The sequence below is a fragment of the Anaeromyxobacter sp. K genome (assembly GCF_000020805.1).
In the GTDB taxonomy this organism is placed as follows: domain Bacteria; phylum Myxococcota; class Myxococcia; order Myxococcales; family Anaeromyxobacteraceae; genus Anaeromyxobacter; species Anaeromyxobacter dehalogenans.
In genome coordinates, this window is record NC_011145.1 from 2802045 (window position 1) to 2818894 (window position 16850).

General features: G+C 78.2%; 21 protein-coding genes. 18 read left to right on the plus strand and 3 right to left on the minus strand.

Annotated features, from left to right (window positions below; all coding sequences use genetic code 11):
- Nucleotides 1–2 precede the first annotated feature (2 nt).
- Together ANAEK_RS12575 and ANAEK_RS12580 are read left to right on the plus strand one after the other, a co-directional pair.
- On the plus strand, nt 3–701 hold the full coding sequence (locus ANAEK_RS12575) for a sigma-70 family RNA polymerase sigma factor (RefSeq protein WP_012526513.1): 699 nt from the start codon (nt 3–5) through the stop codon (nt 699–701).
- A gap of 217 nt (nt 702–918) precedes the next feature.
- Complete coding sequence (locus ANAEK_RS12580; protein ID WP_012526514.1) at nt 919–1692, plus strand: GNAT family N-acetyltransferase; 774 nt, start codon at nt 919–921, stop codon at nt 1690–1692.
- Here the strand turns inward: ANAEK_RS12580 and ANAEK_RS12585 are convergent.
- On the minus strand, nt 1676–2092 hold the full coding sequence (locus ANAEK_RS12585) for a hypothetical protein (protein ID WP_012526515.1): 417 nt from the start codon (nt 2090–2092) through the stop codon (nt 1676–1678). The two genes, ANAEK_RS12580 and ANAEK_RS12585, sit on opposite strands and share 17 nt — an antisense overlap.
- 122 nt (nt 2093–2214) lie before the next feature.
- Here ANAEK_RS12585 and ANAEK_RS12590 point away from each other — a divergent pair, with 122 nt between their 5' ends.
- The 16 genes from ANAEK_RS12590 (at nt 2215) to fliS (ending at nt 14549) form a co-directional block, all read left to right on the plus strand.
- Nucleotides 2215–2922: a flagellar hook basal-body protein gene (locus ANAEK_RS12590; protein ID WP_012526516.1), complete on the plus strand. Its 708-nt coding sequence runs from the start codon at nt 2215–2217 to the stop codon at nt 2920–2922.
- Complete coding sequence (gene flgG / locus ANAEK_RS12595; protein WP_012526517.1) at nt 2919–3719, plus strand: flagellar basal-body rod protein FlgG; 801 nt, start codon at nt 2919–2921, stop codon at nt 3717–3719. The genes ANAEK_RS12590 and flgG overlap by 4 nt, the downstream gene beginning before the upstream one ends.
- 7 nt (nt 3720–3726) lie before the next feature.
- A complete protein-coding gene (locus ANAEK_RS12600) occupies nt 3727–4359 on the plus strand; it encodes a hypothetical protein (RefSeq protein ID WP_012526518.1) in 633 nt (210 codons plus the stop codon).
- Complete coding sequence (locus ANAEK_RS12605) at nt 4356–5045, plus strand: flagellar basal body L-ring protein FlgH (protein WP_012526519.1); 690 nt, start codon at nt 4356–4358, stop codon at nt 5043–5045. The genes ANAEK_RS12600 and ANAEK_RS12605 overlap by 4 nt, the downstream gene beginning before the upstream one ends.
- Before the next feature lie 9 nt (nt 5046–5054).
- A complete protein-coding gene (locus ANAEK_RS12610; protein ID WP_012526520.1) occupies nt 5055–6167 on the plus strand; it encodes a flagellar basal body P-ring protein FlgI in 1113 nt (370 codons plus the stop codon).
- The gene (locus ANAEK_RS12615; RefSeq protein ID WP_012526521.1) at nt 6164–6880 is read left to right on the plus strand and encodes a M23 family metallopeptidase; all 717 of its coding nucleotides are present in this window, start codon (nt 6164–6166) and stop codon (nt 6878–6880) included. The genes ANAEK_RS12610 and ANAEK_RS12615 overlap by 4 nt, the downstream gene beginning before the upstream one ends.
- Before the next feature lie 13 nt (nt 6881–6893).
- Nucleotides 6894–7196, plus strand: coding sequence for a flagellar biosynthesis anti-sigma factor FlgM (locus ANAEK_RS12620; protein WP_012526522.1), 303 nt, complete (start codon nt 6894–6896; stop codon nt 7194–7196).
- Nucleotides 7193–7645: a hypothetical protein gene (locus ANAEK_RS12625; protein WP_232288205.1), complete on the plus strand. Its 453-nt coding sequence runs from the start codon at nt 7193–7195 to the stop codon at nt 7643–7645. The genes ANAEK_RS12620 and ANAEK_RS12625 overlap by 4 nt, the downstream gene beginning before the upstream one ends.
- An 11-nt stretch (nt 7646–7656) precedes the next feature.
- The gene (gene flgK / locus ANAEK_RS12630) at nt 7657–9066 is read left to right on the plus strand and encodes a flagellar hook-associated protein FlgK (protein ID WP_012526524.1); all 1410 of its coding nucleotides are present in this window, start codon (nt 7657–7659) and stop codon (nt 9064–9066) included.
- A 5-nt stretch (nt 9067–9071) separates the two neighbouring features.
- Nucleotides 9072–9956, plus strand: coding sequence for a flagellar hook protein FlgL (locus ANAEK_RS12635; protein ID WP_012526525.1), 885 nt, complete (start codon nt 9072–9074; stop codon nt 9954–9956).
- Nucleotides 9957–10055: 99 nt separating this feature from the next.
- Entirely contained in the window at nt 10056–10892 is an 837-nt protein-coding gene (locus tag ANAEK_RS12640) for a flagellin (RefSeq protein ID WP_012526526.1), read from the plus strand.
- A gap of 62 nt (nt 10893–10954) precedes the next feature.
- Nucleotides 10955–12310 (plus strand): flagellar filament capping protein FliD, encoded by a 1356-nt coding sequence (gene fliD / locus ANAEK_RS12645; RefSeq protein WP_012526527.1) that lies wholly within the window; start codon nt 10955–10957, stop codon nt 12308–12310.
- Between the two features lie 2 nt (nt 12311–12312).
- The gene (locus tag ANAEK_RS12650; RefSeq protein ID WP_012526528.1) at nt 12313–12666 is read left to right on the plus strand and encodes a hypothetical protein; all 354 of its coding nucleotides are present in this window, start codon (nt 12313–12315) and stop codon (nt 12664–12666) included.
- Nucleotides 12663–12938 carry a hypothetical protein gene (locus ANAEK_RS12655; RefSeq protein WP_012526529.1) on the plus strand — a complete coding sequence of 92 codons (276 nt, stop codon included), beginning with the start codon at nt 12663–12665 and terminating at the stop codon, nt 12936–12938. Before ANAEK_RS12650 ends, ANAEK_RS12655 begins: the two co-directional genes overlap by 4 nt.
- Before the next feature lie 296 nt (nt 12939–13234).
- On the plus strand, nt 13235–14074 hold the full coding sequence (locus tag ANAEK_RS12660) for a flagellin (RefSeq protein ID WP_012526530.1): 840 nt from the start codon (nt 13235–13237) through the stop codon (nt 14072–14074).
- Between the two features lie 91 nt (nt 14075–14165).
- On the plus strand, nt 14166–14549 hold the full coding sequence (gene fliS, locus ANAEK_RS12665; RefSeq protein WP_012526531.1) for a flagellar export chaperone FliS: 384 nt from the start codon (nt 14166–14168) through the stop codon (nt 14547–14549).
- Here the strand turns inward: fliS and ANAEK_RS12670 are convergent, their stop codons facing one another.
- Together ANAEK_RS12670 and ANAEK_RS12675 are read right to left on the minus strand one after the other, a co-directional pair.
- The gene (locus ANAEK_RS12670; protein WP_012526532.1) at nt 14550–15884 is read right to left on the minus strand and encodes a glycosyltransferase family 2 protein; all 1335 of its coding nucleotides are present in this window, start codon (nt 15882–15884) and stop codon (nt 14550–14552) included.
- 67 nt (nt 15885–15951) lie between these two features.
- Nucleotides 15952–16728: a hypothetical protein gene (locus ANAEK_RS12675; protein WP_012526533.1), complete on the minus strand. Its 777-nt coding sequence runs from the start codon at nt 16726–16728 to the stop codon at nt 15952–15954.
- Nucleotides 16729–16850 lie beyond the last annotated feature (122 nt).

The window sequence follows — 16850 nt, forward strand, 5'->3', positions numbered from 1 at the left end:
CGATGCACGCCGCCCTCGCCGCCCTCGCCCGCTACGGTCCGCCCGCCCCCGGGCCGGACGACGCCCTGCTCCGGCGCCACGCGCCGCTGCTCGATCGCTGCGCCCGCCGCCTCGCCGCCCGCACCGGCCACGCGGTGGAGCCCGGCGATCTCTGGTCCGCCGGCGCCATGGGGCTGCTCGAGGCGGCGCGCCGCTACGACCCGGCGCACGACGTCCGCTTCGAGACCTTCGCCGAGCACCGGGTGCGCGGCGCGATGCTGGACGAGCTGCGGCGGATGGACCACCTGCCGCGGCGCCTCCGCGCGGACGCCGACCGCGTGCTCGCGGCCCGGGCGCGCCTGGAGCAGTCCCTCGGCCGCGAGCCCGACCCGGTGGAGGTGGCCGAGGCGGCGGAGCTCCCCGCCGAGCAGGTGGGGGAGCTGCTCCTGCTCGCGTCGCCGCCCGTGCCGGTCGAGGACGACCTCGCGCCCGCCCCGGCCGTGCCCGCCGACGAGGCCCTCGGGGCGGCCGAGCGGCGCCGGGCCCTGGCGCGCACGGTGGCGGCGCTGCCGGAGCGGCTCCAGGTGCTGCTGGCGCTCTACTACGACGAGGCGCTCACCTACCGGGAGATCGCGAAGGTGCTGGGCGTGTCCGAGCCGCGCGTCTGCCAGCTCCACGCGGAGGCCGTGAAGAGGCTCCGCGCGCTCATGTCGGACACGTGACGACATCCACCCACGTTTTCAGGTAGTACGCGGGCCTACATCGGCCCCAAGACATGCGGAACCCCGCGAAACGGGCGGCGGTTCGCGGAAAGCTTTACCGGCTCCGGGCCCGGTGCTGTCGTCTGGGGCGATCGCGCCGCCGTTCCGGGATGTCCCCGCAGGCGAGGATGCGCGGTCGAGGCGAGCGCCGGATGCGCCGCCAGGAGCACGCTGAGCCATGCCGTCGTACGACGACCCAGACGAACGATGCGCCCGTCCCACGGGGCGGGCGACCTTCCGTTTCACCTCCCTCGAGCCCGACGACCCCGATCTCGCCCAGGAGCTGCGGGGCTGGATCCTGACCGCCCAGGCCTTCCTGGCCCGCGGGGTCACCCCGCCGACGCGGGCCCGCCTGGAGGACTCGCTGCGCATCGTCGGCGAGCTCTCCCGCGTGCTGGCCGGCGAGGAGGAGGGCGAGGGCGTCACCGAGCAGCGCACCGTCCACGCCGCCGTCCACCGCGGCCGCATCCAGGCCGTCACGTCGCTGTTCGTGTGCCCCGGGGCCGCGTTCGTGGAGCTGCTCGCCACCGCCCCGTGGAACCTGCTCGGCCCGGCCGACCCGCCCGATGCGCGCACCGTGCGCGGCGCGGGCAGCGCGCTGGTCGAGCGCGCGGTGACGCTGTCGCGCGGCGCCGGCGCCGGCGGGCGGGTCACGCTGCAGGCCGAGAACCCGCGCGCCTTCGCCGTGTACCAGAAGCTCGGCTTCGAGCGCATGCGCCCGTCCGACGCGCCGCTCGCGCTGGTGCCCCGCGGCAAGGACGGGTTCTCGAAGTCCGTGGTGCGGCTGGCCCGTGGCGCCGCCGGGCCGGAGGAGGCCCGCGCGCCCTGGATGCTGCTCGACCCGGGCCGCGCGGCCGTGCGCGCCCGCGGGGCCGCGCCGCGCGCGCTCGTGTCGCACCTGCCCCTCGCCGCCGCGGCGGCGCGCCCGCCGGCGCTCAGGCGCGCCGGTTGAACGCGAGCGTCGCGAGCTCGTCCAGCGCGCGACGCTCCTTCCGCTCCGCCTCCGCCCGCTGCTCCTCGAGCTTCCGCTCGCGGGCGCGGCGGGCGGCCTCCGCCTCGTTCCGCGCGCTCGCCAGCCCGGCCTGGGCGACGCGCTCGCGGCGGAGCGCCTGCGCCACCTCGGCCTCCGCCGCCTCCACCGAGCGCAGCGCCCGCGCGTGCGCGATCTCCTCCACCGCCCACAGCCCGGCCGCCCCCGCGCCGCGCCCGTCGGCCCGGGCGCCCGCGCGCGTCGCCTCCAGCCGCTCCGCCGCGCGCGCCACGCCTCCGCGGGCCCGCGCCAGGTCCTCCTGCGCGCGCGCCTCGGAGCGCTCGCGCACGTTCACCAGCCGATCCAGCCGCGTCCGCGCCACGCCGTCCCTCCTCGCCCCCGCTCGCCGCGCCTTGCACGCCGCGGGCCCTGCCGGCCGCGCCGGTCCCCTGGCGCGCCCGGCTGGCGCGCCCCTTGCGAAGGTGCCGGGCGGGAGACGCGGACATGGCGGACGGCATCTACGTGAGCATGTGCGGCGCGGTGGCCCGGGCGGAGCAGCTCGACGCCGTGGCCGACAACCTCGCCAACGCGCAGACGCCCGGGTTCAAGGCGGCGCGCCCCGCGTTCGAGAGCTTCCTCGCGCCCGGAGCGGCGCAGGACAAGCGCTACGCGGCGGCGGTCGCCACCGGGATCGACCTGCGCCCCGGCCCGACCCAGCGGACCGGCAACGCGCTCGACGTGGTCCCGGAGGCCGGGATGTTCCTGACGGTGCGCACCGCCGGCGGTGGCACCGCCTACACGCGCGACGGCCGGCTGACGCTGGACCCGGATCGGCGTCTCGTCTCTGACGGCCGGCCGCTGCTCTCGGCGCAGGGCGAGCCGATCGTCCTCCCGCCCGACCTCGAGGCGCGGGTGGACGCGGCCGGGCGCGTGTGGGCCGGTGACGTGGAGGTCGCGGCGCTGGGGCTGGCCCGGCTCGACGGCCCGGTGGACCGCGTCGGCCCGTCGCTCCTCGCGCCGGGCGCCGGCGGACGGGCGCTGCCGGCGGAGGGCGCGGTGCGCAGCGGCGAGCTCGAGCTCGGCAACGCCGGCGCGCTCGAGGCGTCGATCCAGCTCGTCTCCGCCCAGCGCGCCTACGAGGCCTCGCTCCAGGCCATCCAGACGTACCGGCAGCTCGACCAGCGCGCCGTCGAGGTGGCGCGCGTGAAGTGAAAGGGATCCCCGTGCTCCGCTCGCTCTACACCGCCGCCACCGGAATGGAAGCCCAGCAGCTCCGGATGGACGTCATCGCCAACAACCTCGCCAACACCGGCACCACCGGGTTCAAGCGCCAGCGGGCCGAGTTCGAGGACCTGCTCTCCGAGACGATCCACGGCGCCGAGGCGCCCGACCCGCGCGGCGGCACCGCGCCGGCGGCGCTGCAGGTCGGCCTGGGCGTGCGCACCGGCTCGACGGTCCGCAACTTCGGCCAGGGCGAGCTGCTCACCACCGGCAACGCGCTCGACCTCGCCATCGAGGGCGATGGGTTCTTCCGCGTGCAGCGCCCGGACGGCTCGCTCGCGTACACGCGCGCCGGCAACTTCCGGGTGGACGCGGCCGGCCGGCTGGTCACCGCCCGCGGCGAGGTGGTGGACCCGGAGATCACCTTCCCGCCCGAGACCACCCGCGTGACGGTGGACGCCGACGGCACGGTGCGCGCGCAGGTCGCGGGGCGCGAGGCGCCGCAGGAGCTGGGCCGGCTCGAGCTCTGCACGTTCCCGAACCCGGGCGGCCTGGAGGCCGCGGGCGGGAACCTGCTCCTGCAGACGGCCGCGAGCGGCGAGGCGGTGGACGCCCGCCCCGGCGAGCAGGGCGCGGGCACGCTCGCGCAGGGCTTCCTCGAGGGCGCCAACGTGAAGGCCGTCGAGGAGATGATCGACATGATCGCCACCCAGCGCGCCTACGAGCTCAACTCGCGCGTGGTCCAGACCGCGGACCAGATGCTGCAGCGCCTCACCTCGCTGCGCTGAGCCCCGCATGCCCGCCGCCCTGCACCTCGCCACCGCGCTGCTCGCCGCCTCCGGCGGTCCGCCCGCGGCCGCCTCCGCCGAGGCGGCCGTGGCCGCGGCGCTCGCGCCCGACGGCGCGCGCGCGCGCGTCGAGGCGCTCCGCGGCGGCGCCTCCGGCTGCGCGCCCGCCGCCTTCCGGGCGCTGCGGCCGGTGCTCGCCTCGGGCGAGACCCCGCTGCAGGTGGACGGCCGCGACGGCGCCGGGCGGCCGTGCCGGTCGTTCGCCTGGGCCGCGGTGCGGGTCACCGGACCGGCCCTGCGGACCACGCGCGCGGTCGCGGGCGGCGAGCCGCTCGCCGGCGCGGTCGAGCCGGCCGAGGCGGAGCGCCTGCCGGGACGCTCCCCGCTCGCAGGGCTTCCGCCCGGCGCGCGCGCCGCGCGCGCCCTCGCGTCCGGCACGCTGCTCGCCGGGACCGACGTCCGCGCGGGGCCCGCGCCCGGGGCGCCGGTGCAGGTGGTGGTTCGCGCGGCCGGCCTGGAGATCACCCGCGAGGCCCGCGTCGTTCCCTGCGTGCGCGGCCGCGCCTGCGCGCTCCTCCCCGGCGGCCGCCGCGTGGAGGGCCGGCTGCAGGACGGCCGGATCCTGGTGGAGGTCCCGTGAACCCGCTCACCCGCGTCGCCCTCGCCGTGGCGGCCTTCGCCGCGCTGGTCCTCGCGCTCTCCGCCTGCGGGCCGGCCCACGTGGCCGGCCACGTCCCGAAGCGCCGCGACTACGCCGTGCCGGACGCCGCCGGGCAGGAGGCGCAGGCCGCGTCGGCCGGCTCCACCTGGCGCGAGGGGCGCGCCGCGTCCATGCTCTACACCGACGCCCGCGCGCTCCGCGTGAACGACCTGGTGGTCGTGCGCATCGAGGAGATCGCGGACGCGAAGCGCTCCGCCGACACCGACCTCACCCGGCGCAGCGAGCTGAACGCGTCCATCGAGGCGTTCCTCACCTCGCTCGACGCGCCCTACGCGCTGAAGGGCGGCGCGACCACCGGGTTCAAGGGCCTCGGCTCCACCGCGCGCACGGAGCGGCTCACCGCCACGGTGCCGGCGGTGGTCCGCAAGGTGCTGCCCAACGGCAACCTGTTCATCGAGGGGCACCGGGTGGTGCTGGTGAACGCGGAGGAGCAGCACTTCTACATCTCCGGTGTGGTCCGGCCGATCGACATCGACCAGGAGAACGGCGTGAAGTCCTCGATGGTCGCCGACGCCGAGATCGAGTTCACCGGCCGCGGCGTGCTCTCCGACAACCAGCGCCAGGGCTGGCTGTCCCGCCTCCTCGGCTGGTTCTGGCCGTTCTGAGCCCCCGCCATGCCCGCACGACCGATCCCCGTCCCGCTCCTCGCCCTCGCCCTCGCGGCCGCGCTCGCGGTGCCCTCCCCCGCCGCCGCCGCGCGGGTGAAGGAGCTCGCCGACGTGGTCGGCGTCCGCGAGAACGCGCTCTACGGCTACGGCCTGGTGGTGGGCCTGGCCGGCACCGGCGACTCGGAGCGGGTGCTGTTCACGCAGCAGTCGGTGGCAGGCATGCTCGGGCGCCTCGGCATCCGCATCGATCCGAAGGACGTCCGCGCGCGCAACGTGGCCGCGGTGATGGTCACCGCGCGGCTGCCCCCGTTCGCGCGCCCCGGGACCCGCATCGACGTGGCGGTCGCCTCCATGGGCAACGCGCGCTCGCTCGCGGGCGGGCTGCTGCTCGTGACGCCGCTCGCCGGCGGCGACGGGAAGGTGTACGCGGTCGGGCAGGGCCCGGTGCAGGTGGCCGGGTACGACGCGGGCGCCGGCGGCGCCGAGCTGCGCAAGAACACGCCGACCTCGGGCCGGGTGGCGGGCGGCGCCGCGGTGGAGCGCGCGGTGGACTTCGCGCTGGGCCAGGCGCCGCTCGTGCTCGCGCTGCGCCGGCCCGATCTCACCACCGCGAGCCGGCTCGCGGCCGCGGTGAACGCGAAGCTCGGCGCGGGCACCGCGCGCGCCGTGGACCCGGCCGCGGTGGAGCTGTCGCCCCCGGCCGCGCGCAAGGACGACGTGGTCGGGTTCCTCGCCGAGATCGAGCTGCTCGAGGTCGAGGCCGATCAGCGTGCCCGGGTGGTCGTCTCGGAGCGCACCGGGACGGTGGTGGCCGGGGAAGGGGTGCGCCTGCGCCCCGTGGCGGTGGCGCACGGCGGCCTCCAGGTGCGCGTGCAGCGCGATCCGGCGGTCTCGCAGCCGGCGCCGTTCGGCGCCGGGCGCACCGTGGAGGCGACCCGCGACCGCGCCGCCGCCACGGAGGCCGCGGGCGGCGTGGTGGCCCTGCCCGCCACCGCCTCGGTGCAGGACCTCGCCCGCGCGCTCGACCTGCTCGGCGCGAGCCCCCGCGACCTCGTGGCCGTGCTGGAGGCGATCCGCGCCGCGGGCGCGCTCGACGCCGAGCTCGAGGTGCTCGAGTGATCGCGCCCGCCGCCGCGCCCGCCGCGGATCCGCGGCTGCGGGAGGCCGCGCAGGCGCTCGAGGCCATGCTGCTCCGCGAGATCGTGAAGACGAGCGGCGCGTTCCGCGGCGGCGAGGGCGCCGGCGCCGGGGTCCGCGCCGACCTGTTCGCCGACGCGCTCTCCGACGCGGTGGCGCGCTCGGGTGGCATCGGGCTCGCCGGCGAGATCACCCGATCGCTCGGCGGCCCCGGAGATCCCGCCCCGGCCGCGCCGGCCGGGCCGGCCATGCCGCGGGGCGTCGCGCCCGGCGCGCTCGCGGCGCCGCTGCAGGGCCGGCTCACCAGCGCGTTCGGCCCGCGCGCCGATCCGTTCACCGGCGCCGCCACCCGCCACGACGGCGTGGACGTCGCCGCGCCGGAGGGCACGCCGGTGCGCGCCCCCGCGGCCGGGGTGGTCGTCCGCGCCGGGCCGCGCGGCGGCTACGGCAACGCGGTGGAGGTGGACCACGGCGGCGGCCTGCTGACGCTGTACGGGCACGCCGCCGAGGTGCGCGTCCGCCCGGGCCAGGTGGTGGCCGCGGGGGACGAGCTGGCGCTGGTGGGGAGCACCGGCCGGTCCACCGGGCCGCACCTCCACTTCGAGGTCCGGATGAGGGGCCGGGCGATCGATCCGGCGCGAGCCCTCAAGATCTACGCACGGCGTGCCGATGAGCGCGGCAGGAGCGGACCGTGAGCAGGAGGTCTCCATGAAGATCAACGATGCCGCAGAGATCCGTCGCGTCCAGGCGGGACGTACCGCGGGGTCGCCGCGCACCCGCGAGGCGGGTGCGCCGGCGGCCGACCGGGTCTCGACCGAGTCGCTGGCGCGGCTCGAGGCCGCCGCCGCCACCGCCCGGGCCGGGGCGGCGCAGGACCGCGCCGTGCGGCTCGAGGCCATCGAGGCGGCGGTGAAGCAGGGCACCTTCCGGCCGGATCCGCAGCGCATCGCGCAGCGGATCCTCGAGGACGCCGAGCTGACCGCGCAGCTGCGCGCGATGCTCGAGCGGTGAGGCCGCCGATGGAGGACGTCCTCGCCGCCGCCGCCGCGCTGCGCGACGCGCTCCGCGCCGAGTCGGCCCGCGCCGGCGCGGTGCCCGAGGCGCTGCGCGCGCTCGACGCCGCCCGCATCTTCGAGGGCGCGAGCGCGCGCGCGGGCTTCAACGCGCAGGTGGCGGCGCTGCAGGAGCGGCTCGCCGCGGCGCTGGCCCGCGCCGCCCCCGGCGGCGAGGCGACCCTGTCCCGGCTGCGGGCGCGGGCGCCCGGCGCGGCGGACGCGCTCGGGGTGCTGCTCGCCGACGTCCGCGCGCTCGCCGCCCGGATCGCGGAGCGGGACCGGATCAACCTCGCGCTGGCGGCCGGGGCGCGCGCCTGCGTCGAGGGCTACCTCGCCGCGCTCAGCCCCCGCCCCGCCGCCTACGACCGGCGCGGCGCGCCCGCGGCCGCCGCCCGCCGCGCCTGAGGAGCGATCCCGTGGCCGACCTGCTGAGCATCCTCTCGTCCAGCGCCGCCAGCCTCGCGGCGCAGCGCGCCGCCGCCGCGACCGCGTCGCACAACCTGCAGAACGCGAACACCCCCGGCTACGCGCGCCAGCGCGCGGTGCTCGCGACCGCCCTCCCCGCCCAGCAGGCCGGCGGGGCCTGGATCGGCCGCGGCGCCACGCTGGCGCAGGTGACGCAGGCGCGCGACCGGTTCCTGGAGGCGCAGCTCCCCGCGGCGCAGGGCCGGGCCGCCCGCTCCGCCGCGGCGTCCTCGCTGCTCGGGGCGGTCCAGGTGCTGGACCCGGAGGCGGAGGGCGGGCCCGGCGAGGCGCTCGGCGGCCTCTACGCCGCGCTCACCGAGCTGTCGCAGGCGCCGTCGGATCCCGGCCTCCGCCAGGCGACGGTCGCGGCCGCCCGCACGCTCGCGCTCTCGCTGAACCGCGCGCGCCAGGGGCTGGAGGATGCGCGCGCCGGCGCCGACGCGCGCATCGCCGCCGGCCTGTCGGACGCGAACGCCCTCGCCGCCGAGGTGGCCGCGCTGAACCGCGACATCCGGGCGGCGCGCGCCGCCGGCGCCGGGGAGCCGAACGACCTGCTCGACGCGCGCCAGCGCTCCGTGGACCGCCTCGCCGAGCTCACCGGCGCGACGCCGGCCGCGACGAGCGAGGGCGACGTCTCGCTGCTCCTGCCCGGCGGCTCCGCGCTGGTCGCCGGCCTGAGCGCCTCCACGCTGCTCCCGCAGCCCGGCCCGGACGGCCACCTCTCGGTGCAGCTCGCCACCGGCGGCGTCTGCGCGGACGTCGCGCCCGGGGGCGAGCTGGGCGGGCTCCTGGACGCGTCGTCCGGCCCGCTGAAGGACGCGATCACCGCGCTCGACCAGCTCGCCTGGGCGGTGGGCAACCAGCTCAACGCCGTGCACCGCGCCGGCTGGGGGCTCGACGGCGGCACCGGGCGGGACCTGCTCGACGTGGGCGCCACCGCCGCCGGCGCGGCCCGGCGCATCGCGGTGTCCGCCGCGGTGGCGGCCGATCCCTCCCGCCTCGCCACCGCCAGCGCCGCCGGCCAGCCCGGCGACGCCGGCAACGTCCTCGCGCTGCTCGCCACCTCGACCACGCGGATCGCGACCGGCCAGGGCTCGGACCTGCTGGCCGGCCTGGACGCCACCGGGGCGCTCTCGCGGATCACCGGCACGTTCGGCGCCGCCGCGCGCGGGCTGGCCGCGTCCGCCGCCCAGGACGCGGGGCTCGCCGGCCACCTCGCCACGATGCGCGAGTCGGCCAGCGGCGTCTCGGTGGACGAGGAGCTGCTGGAGATGGAGAAGGCGCAGCGCGCCTACGAGGCCATCTCGAAGGTGATCCAGGCCTCCTCCGAGATGTTCGACACCTTGCTGAAGCTGGAGTAGCCACCATGCGCGTCACCGACCGGATGACCTTCGACCGCGCCGCCCTCGAGGGCGGCCAGGCGCGCGCGCGGCTCGACCGCGCCGTGGCGCAGGCCGCGAGCGGCGTGCGCGTGGTCCACCCCGGCGACGACCCGGGGGCCGCCGCGCGCATCGCGACCGAGCGGGTGAAGGTGCAGCGCATGGACGCGATCGCCACGGCCACCGCGCGCGCCTCGGACGAGCTCGCCGCGGTGGACGCGGCGCTCGGCGAGGTGGCGAACGGCCTCGCGCGCGCGCAGGAGCTCGCGACGATGTTCGCGAGCGCCCCCTACGACGCGGCGCAGCGGGCGGGGGGCGCGCGGGAGGTGCGCGGGATCCTGGCCTCGGCGGTGGCCAGCCTCGGCGTGAAGGTGGGCAACCGCTACCTGCTGGGCGGGTTCCGGGACGGCGCGCCCCCGTTCGACGCGGGCGGCGCGTACCAGGGTGACGGCGGGGTGCGCGAGGTGGAGATCGCCCCGGGCGTGCGGCAGCCGGCCGGGATCCGCGCCGACGTGGCCATCGCCGGGGCGGGCGGCGGGGTGGACGTGCTCGCCACGCTCGGCGCGCTGGCGGCGGCGCTCGAGGCGAACGACCCGGAGGCCGTCCGCGCCACCCTCTCGCCGCTCGCGCGCGGCACCGATCAGCTCGCCTCCGGCCGCGGCGCGGCCGGCGCGGCCATGGCCACCCTCGACGCCGCGACGCGCGCCGGCGAGGCCGCCCGCGACGCCGCGCGGATCGCGATCGGGAAGCTGGCCGACGCCGACCCCATCGCCGCCGCGAGCGAGCTGGCCCTGGCGCAGCGCGCGCTGGACGCGGCGCTCACCGCCACCGCGAAGGGGTTCCAGCTCACCCTGCTCGACCGGCTGCGGTGACCGGCGGCGCCGCCGCCTTATCGCCGGGCGCCGGCGCGCCGATGCGGAGGGTGAGGGCGACCAGACGGCGCCCCGCCACACCACCAAGGAGAAGCACGGATGTCCCTCTCGATCCGGACGAACATCGCCTCGCTCAACGCGCAGCGAAACATGTCCAACACGCAGAACGCGCTCGACTCGTCGATGTCGCGCCTGTCCTCGGGCTACCGCATCACCAAGGCCGGCGACGACGCCGCCGGCCTGGGCATCAGCACCAAGCTCGAGGCGCAGATCCGCAGCTACAACCAGGCCGTGCGCAACGCGAACGACGGCCTGTCGGTGATCCAGACGTCCGAGGCCGCGCTCAACGAGACCTCGAACATCCTCACCCGGCTCCGCGAGCTCGCCATGCAGGCGGCCTCGGACGGCATCGGCGACAAGGAGCGCGCCTACGTCCAGGCCGAGGCCGACCAGCTCACCGACGAGATCGACCGCATCGCCAACGTGACGAAGTACAACGGCACCGCGCTGCTGAGCGGCACGGCCACCTCGCTGAACTTCCAGGTGGGCGTGGAGAAGGACACGTCGAGCAACGACCAGATCTCCTTCTCGACGCTGGACGCGACCGCGTCCAGCCTGGGCCTGGACGCGTCCACGCTGGACTTCACCAGCGGCACCGCCGCCCGCGACGCGCTCTCCTCCATCGACGCGGCCATCGAGACCGTCTCGAAGAACCGCGCCGACCTGGGCGCGGTGGGCAACCGGTTCCAGAGCGCCATCAACAACATCCAGTCGTTCTCGGAGGCGCTGTCCGCCGCGAACAGCCGCATCCGCGACGTGGACGTGGCGGAGGAGACCTCGCGCCTCGCCCGCGCGAACATCCTCCAGCAGGCCGGCGTCTCGGTGCTCGCCCAGGCGAACCAGATGCCGCAGCTCGCGCTGAAGCTGCTCGGGTGATCTCGCGGTGAACTTCGCGCGCCGCTCCCCGGCCACGCGCCGGGGAGCGGCCGGAGGCCTACATGGACGCATCGTTCCGCGCGGGCGGTCTCGCCTCGGGGATGGACACCAACGCCATCGTCGAGAAGCTCGTCGAGCTGGAGTCGCGGCCGCTCGGCCTCCTCCGGCAGCGGCAGGCCGCGTTCCGCACGCAGATCTCCGCGCTGGGCGACGTCATCTCCGGGCTGTCCACCCTCTCCGCCGCCGCCGCCGACCTGGGCGCCCACGGCGTCCTCTCCACCCAGGCGCGCTCCAGCCCGAAGGCCTTCTCGGCCGCCCCGGGGACGGACGCGGTCGCCGGCAGCTACCGGGTGGCGGTGAAGGCGCTGGCGCGCCCGGCCAAGTGGCGCTCGGACGCGTTCGCCGACGGCGTCGGCGTGGCCGGCGGGACGCTCCGCCTGACCGTCCAGGGCACGGCCTATCCCCCCATCGCCGTCGCGGACGGCACCAGCCTCGCCGACGTGGCCTACGCCATCCGTCAGAGCGGGGCGCCGGTGTCCGCGGTGGTGCTCGACGACGGCACGTCGTCCTGGCTCTCCGTGACCGCCCGCGACACCGGCCACCCGCCCGCCGGAACGCCCGCGGACGCGCTGTCCATCGCCTTCACCCCGGACGCCGGCGCCACCGGCCAGCCGCCGGGCCTGGCGGAGATCGAGGCCGCGCGCAACGCGCAGGTGGAGGTCGACGGCCTCACGTTCACCCGGACGGGCAACGTGATCGCCGACGCGCTGCCCGGGGTGACGCTCACGCTCACGAGCGAGGGCGGCGCGGCGGAGGACCTGGTGCTCGGGACCGATCCGGACGGCACCCAGGCGCGGCTGCAGAAGCTGGTGGACGCGTACAACGGCGTGATGCGGCTCGTGCAGCGCCACCTGGCGGTCGCGAAGGACGCCGACCGCGCCACCACCCTGGCCGGCGACTCCACCCTGCGCGCGCTGCAGGCCCGGCTCCAGCGCGTGCTGGTGACCGAGGTGCCCGGGCTCGCGACCGTGCGCACGCTCGCGGACCTGGGCGTCAAGACCGCCCGCGACGGCAGCCTCTCCATCGACGCGACCACGCTCGCCTCGGCGATCTCGCGCGATCCCGCCGCCGTGAACGCGCTGTTCTCGACCTCGGGGACGGGCCTGGCCGCGGTCGTGAAGTCGCTCGTGACCGACCACACCCGCGCCGGCGGCGGCACCCTGGTGCTCCGGCAGGAGGGGCTGGGCCGCACGGTGAAGGACCTCGACGGCCAGGCCGCCGCGCTGCAGCTCCGCATCGACGCCTTCCAGCAGAACCTGATCCGCCAGTTCACCGCGATGGAGAACACCGTCAGCGGGCTCAAGTCGATCGGGAGCTTCCTCGCCGGCCAGACCACGCAGCAGCAGAAGGGGAGCTGAACGTGACCGCCTGCCTCGCCGCGCCGTGCCCCGGACCCGCCTCGTGCGACCCCGGCGGCCACCTCCGCCGCGCCATCGCGCTGATGCGCACCGGCGCCGCCGCCCTCGAGGCGCGGCGGTCCGCGGAGGCCGTCCGCGCCCTGGGCGCGGCGGTGGACCACCTGGTCTCGGTCCGCCTCGCGCTGGAGCCGGAGCACGCGCCCGAGGGCCAGGGCGCGCTCGCCGCGGCCTGCGTGCGGGCGGCGCGCCGGCTCACCGACGCGGCGCTGCTCGGCGACGCCGCGCTGGCCCGCGAGGCGGAGCGCGCCGTCGCGCCGCTGCTCGGGCCGGGCGCGCGCCCCGGGGCGGCGCGATGAGCACCATGCTCGAGGACGCGCTCGCCGAGGCCGAGGCGGCGCTCGCCCGCGACGACGTGGCCGCCGCGGCGAGGGCGGTGCGCCGGGCCGCGGCCGCCTGCGAGGCGCTGGCGGCCGCCCGCGCCCGCCTGGACCCGCGCGCGCTGGCCCGCGCCGCCGACGCCCAGCGCCGCGCGCTCGCCCGCGCCGAGGCCGGCCGCGCCCGCCTGGCCGACGCGCTCGACCGGACCGCGCGCTCGCGGCGCGCCGCGGCCGCGTACCGGCGCGGCTGAGAGCGCCTCCCATTCGCGTAGAGCCCTGCTGCGGCGCACGCTGGCTGCCTGCGCCGGGCAGACTCGTCCCTGTGCTGCTCGACGTGCCTACGGGCACGCCTGCGCTGCTCGGTCCTCGTGTGCCCGGCTCGGCGACGCCATCGTGTGCCTCGCGACGGGCCCCACGCGAACGGGAGGCGCCATGAGGCGGGCGGCGCGCGGATCGCGCCGCCGCCCTTAAGCCCGGGCCGGAGCGCGCCGAATCCCGGGGTGAAGCGCCCCTCGCGTCCAGCCGGGCGCGCCCCGGAGACCCGACCATGTCCCTGTCCATCCGCACCAACATCGCCTCGCTGAACGCGCAGCGGAACCTGTCCACCACGCAGACCGCGCTCGAGTCCTCCATGTCGCGCCTGTCCTCCGGCTACCGCATCACCCGGGCCGGCGACGACGCCGCGGGGCTCGCCATCAGCACCAAGCTCGAGGCGCAGATCCGCAGCTACAACCAGGCGGCGCGCAACGCCAACGACGGCCTCTCGGTGATCCAGACCACCGAGGCGGCGCTGAACGAGACCTCCAACGTGCTGAGCCGGCTCCGCGAGCTGGCCATGCAGGCCGCCTCCGACGGCATCGGCGACACCGAGCGCGGCTACGTGCAGGCCGAGGCCGACCAGCTCCGCGCCGAGATCGACCGGATCGCGGCGGTCACGAAGTACGACGGGACGCCGCTGCTGGACGGCACCGGCAGCGCGCTCGGGTTCCAGGTGGGCGTGGAGAGCGACGCGTCCGGCGACGACCGCATCGGCTTCTCCACCCTGGACGCGACCGCCAGCGCGCTCGGGCTGGACGCCTCCACGCTCGACTTCACCACCGCCACCGGGGCGCGCGACGCACTCTCCACCCTCGACGCCGCCATGGAGACCATCTCCCGCAGCCGCGCCGACCTGGGCGCCGTGGGCAACCGCTTCCAGAGCACCATCGCGAACATCCAGTCGTTCGCCGAGGCGCTGTCCGCCGCGAACAGCCGCATCCGCGACGCCGACGTGGCCGAGGAGACCTCGCGGCTCGCGCGCGCGAACATCCTGCAGCAGGCCGGCGTGGCGGTGCTCGCCCAGGCGAACCAGACGCCGCAGCTCGCGCTCAAGCTGCTGGGCGGGTAGCGCCGCACCACACCGTCCTCCCGGGAGGTGATCCCGGGCCACGAGCCCCGCGCCGCCTCCCCACCCTCCCTCCCGATCCCGAGGTACGCCCGTGAACCCAGCCGCCCGCCGCTACGCCCAGGCCGAGCGCCAGACCGCCTCCCCCGAGCGCCTGATGGTGCTCCTGTTCCAGGCGGCGCTGCGAAACGTCCGCGCCGGCGCCGAGGCGCTCGAGCGCGGCACCGCCGCCGAGGCGGCGCGCCCGCTCACGCTCGCGTCGGACATCGTGGTGGAGCTGCACGCGACGCTGGACCGTCCGCGCGCGCCGGAGCTCTGCGACCAGCTCGCGGCCGTCTACCGCTTCGTGTGCGATCGGCTCGGCGCCGCCGCGCTGGCCCGCGACGCGCGCGCGGCGCGCGAGGCGGAGCGGGCCCTCGCCCCCATCGCCGAGGCGTTCGAGGCCGCCGCCGCGCGGCTCGCGGCCGGCGGGCGCTGATCAGGCCGCGGCCGCCGCCCGGGCGCGCGCCAGGAACAGCCGCGCGTCGTCGAGCGCGCCGAGCGCGTGCGCGGCCCGGGCCGCGGCGGCCCAGGCGCGCGGTGGACCGCCCGCGGCCAGCACCGGCTCGAGCGCGGCGAGCGCCTCCCCGGCCCGGCCCAGCGCCACCAGCGCCTCCGCCTCCCCGGCCGCCGCCTCGATCCCCTCGGCCGGCGCGAGCGCGTCCGCCGGCCGCGCCGGGGTCCGCGCCGCGCGGAACGCCGCGCGCGCCGCCTCCGCCCGGCCGGCCCGCAGCTCGACCGCGCCGAGCCGCGCCAGCGCCCGCGCCCGCTGCGCGTAGATCACCTGGTCGAACACCCCGCCCTCCAGCAGCGCGAGCGCGCGGCGCAGCTCGGCGGCGGCCCGCACCAGCCGCTCCTCGCGCCCGGGCGCGCCCGGGGCGCCGGCGGAGATTTCCAGGGCGCACGCCCGGAAGAACGGCAGGTCCGGGTTCGGGCCGCCGGCCGCCTCCGCCCGGTCCACGGCCTCGAGGGCGACCGCGGCGTCGCCGCGGCGGACCGCGAGCGCCGCCCGGACCACCGCGAGGCGCCGGATCGAGCGGTGGCGCGGCTGGCGGTCCAGCGCGGCCCAGGCCCGCTCCGCGATCTCCCCGGCCTCCTCGGCCTGCCCGAGCGCGAGCAGTTCCGCCGCGAGGTAGCCGAGCGCGATGACGCTGCCCGGCTCGTCCTCGGCGCGCCGGCGCAGCAGCGCCAGGTTGCGCGCGCGCTTGCCCCGCCCGTCCCAGATCTCCTTCGAGTAGCCGAGGTGCACGAGGTCCACCTCCAGCGCGGCGATGCGCCCGCCCCGCGCCGCGGCCCACTCCAGCACGCTCTCGTGGATCCGCCCGGTCCAGCGCAGCCCGGGCGCGCGCCGCACCACCCGCGGCAGCAGGGCCGGCGGCCCGGCGCGCCGCGCGCCGGAGAGGACCTCGCCCGCCGGCGCGTCGGGCGCGTCGGCGTTGTGACACCGGACCAGGCCCACGTCGAACGTGGCGCGCCGCAGCGCGCGCCGCAGGGCCACCCCCGCGCCCGGCGCCAGCCGCTCGTCCGCGTCGAGCGGGAGGATCCAGTCGCCGGTGGCGTGGGCCGCGGCGAGGTTTCGCGGGGCCGCGAAGTCGTCGTCCCACGGGCGCTCCAGCACCCTGGCACCGGCCGCGCGCGCCAGCTCCCGGGTCCGGTCGGTGGAGCCGGTGTCGACCAGCACGATCTCGTCGACGACCCCCCGGACCGACTCCAGGCACCCGGGGAGCATCCGCTCCTCGTCCTTCGCGATGAGGCAGAGCGACACATGGGCCATCCCTCGCCCTGGAGCAAGGGCGGTGCCGCCGCCGCCGCGCCCGTCGCGGCGCGGGGTTGCGCCCGCGTCACGCCGCTGGCGCGTCCGGCGCGTCGGCGCGCTGACACGGCCCGCCCGCGCCGAGCAGCGCCGCGGCCAGCTCGCCGAACCGGCGCAGGTCCACCGGCCTGGCCAGCACCACGGCGTGCGCGTCCTCGGCGTCGCTGGTGCCGCTGGCCGCGATCAGGATCACCGGCAGCCGCGCGCAGCCGGGGTGCCCGCGGAGCGCCGCGAGCAGCGGCGCCGCGGCGGCCCCCACCGCGTCGCAGTCCAGCACCGCCAGACCGTGGGGCGTGGCCGCGAGCGCCCGGAGCAGGGCCGCCGGATCGGGCGGCGCCGCCACCTCGACGGCGCGCCCGCCGGCGCGGCCCAGCGCCTCGAGCGCCGCGGCCAGGCCGGCGCGGAGCAGCGGGTCCGGGGCGAACAGGGCGGCGGTGAGCGGCCCGGCTGCGCGAGCGTCCCCGGGCGCCGGCGGCTCGGGGGCCGCGCCCGCCGTCCGCCGCTGGAAGAGGAGGTCGAGCTGGACGCGATCGCGGTGCGAGGCCGGCCGGAGCTCCACCGCGGCGATCGCGCCGCTCGCGAGCGGCGTGGCCCAGCGCACCTCGCCGGCGAGGTGCAGCTCGACGCGCTCCTGCGCGAGCACGAGCCGGACGCGCAGCCAGTCTCCCGGGGTGACCGGCGCGCGGGTCCGGACCAGCAGGCCGTGCTCGAGCTGGGGGACCGCGTCGCGGCGCGCCGCGGTGGCGGAGCCGTACGCGAGCCCGATCTCCTCTCCCTCCATCCCTTCGGCGCCGCGGTCGCGCATCCGCCCCCCGCCCGATGCCGGGCCAGGATTCCCTACCGCCACGCGGACGGAGCGTCAGTCCCGTGACCGTGGGTGTACGCGGCGGGCGCCTTCACCGACCGTCCGCGCCCGGGGCAGGGCGG

Excerpts from the sequence above, each read along its gene's own strand:
- ANAEK_RS12575 (WP_012526513.1), top strand. The coding sequence starts at position 3 with ATGCACGCCGCCCTCGCCGCCCTCGCCCGCTACGGTCCGCCCGCCCCC.
- ANAEK_RS12580 (WP_012526514.1), top strand. The coding sequence starts at position 919 with ATGCCGTCGTACGACGACCCAGACGAACGATGCGCCCGTCCCACGGGG.
- ANAEK_RS12590 (WP_012526516.1), top strand. The coding sequence starts at position 2,215 with ATGGCGGACGGCATCTACGTGAGCATGTGCGGCGCGGTGGCCCGGGCG.
- ANAEK_RS12600 (WP_012526518.1), top strand. The coding sequence starts at position 3,727 with ATGCCCGCCGCCCTGCACCTCGCCACCGCGCTGCTCGCCGCCTCCGGC.
- ANAEK_RS12610 (WP_012526520.1), top strand. The coding sequence starts at position 5,055 with ATGCCCGCACGACCGATCCCCGTCCCGCTCCTCGCCCTCGCCCTCGCG.
- ANAEK_RS12620 (WP_012526522.1), top strand. The coding sequence starts at position 6,894 with ATGAAGATCAACGATGCCGCAGAGATCCGTCGCGTCCAGGCGGGACGT.
- ANAEK_RS12635 (WP_012526525.1), top strand. The coding sequence starts at position 9,072 with ATGCGCGTCACCGACCGGATGACCTTCGACCGCGCCGCCCTCGAGGGC.
- ANAEK_RS12640 (WP_012526526.1), top strand. The coding sequence starts at position 10,056 with ATGTCCCTCTCGATCCGGACGAACATCGCCTCGCTCAACGCGCAGCGA.
- fliD (WP_012526527.1), top strand. The coding sequence starts at position 10,955 with ATGGACGCATCGTTCCGCGCGGGCGGTCTCGCCTCGGGGATGGACACC.
- ANAEK_RS12655 (WP_012526529.1), top strand. The coding sequence starts at position 12,663 with ATGAGCACCATGCTCGAGGACGCGCTCGCCGAGGCCGAGGCGGCGCTC.
- ANAEK_RS12660 (WP_012526530.1), top strand. The coding sequence starts at position 13,235 with ATGTCCCTGTCCATCCGCACCAACATCGCCTCGCTGAACGCGCAGCGG.
- ANAEK_RS12670 (WP_012526532.1), bottom strand. The coding sequence starts at position 15,884 with ATGGCCCATGTGTCGCTCTGCCTCATCGCGAAGGACGAGGAGCGGATG.
- ANAEK_RS12675 (WP_012526533.1), bottom strand. The coding sequence starts at position 16,728 with ATGCGCGACCGCGGCGCCGAAGGGATGGAGGGAGAGGAGATCGGGCTC.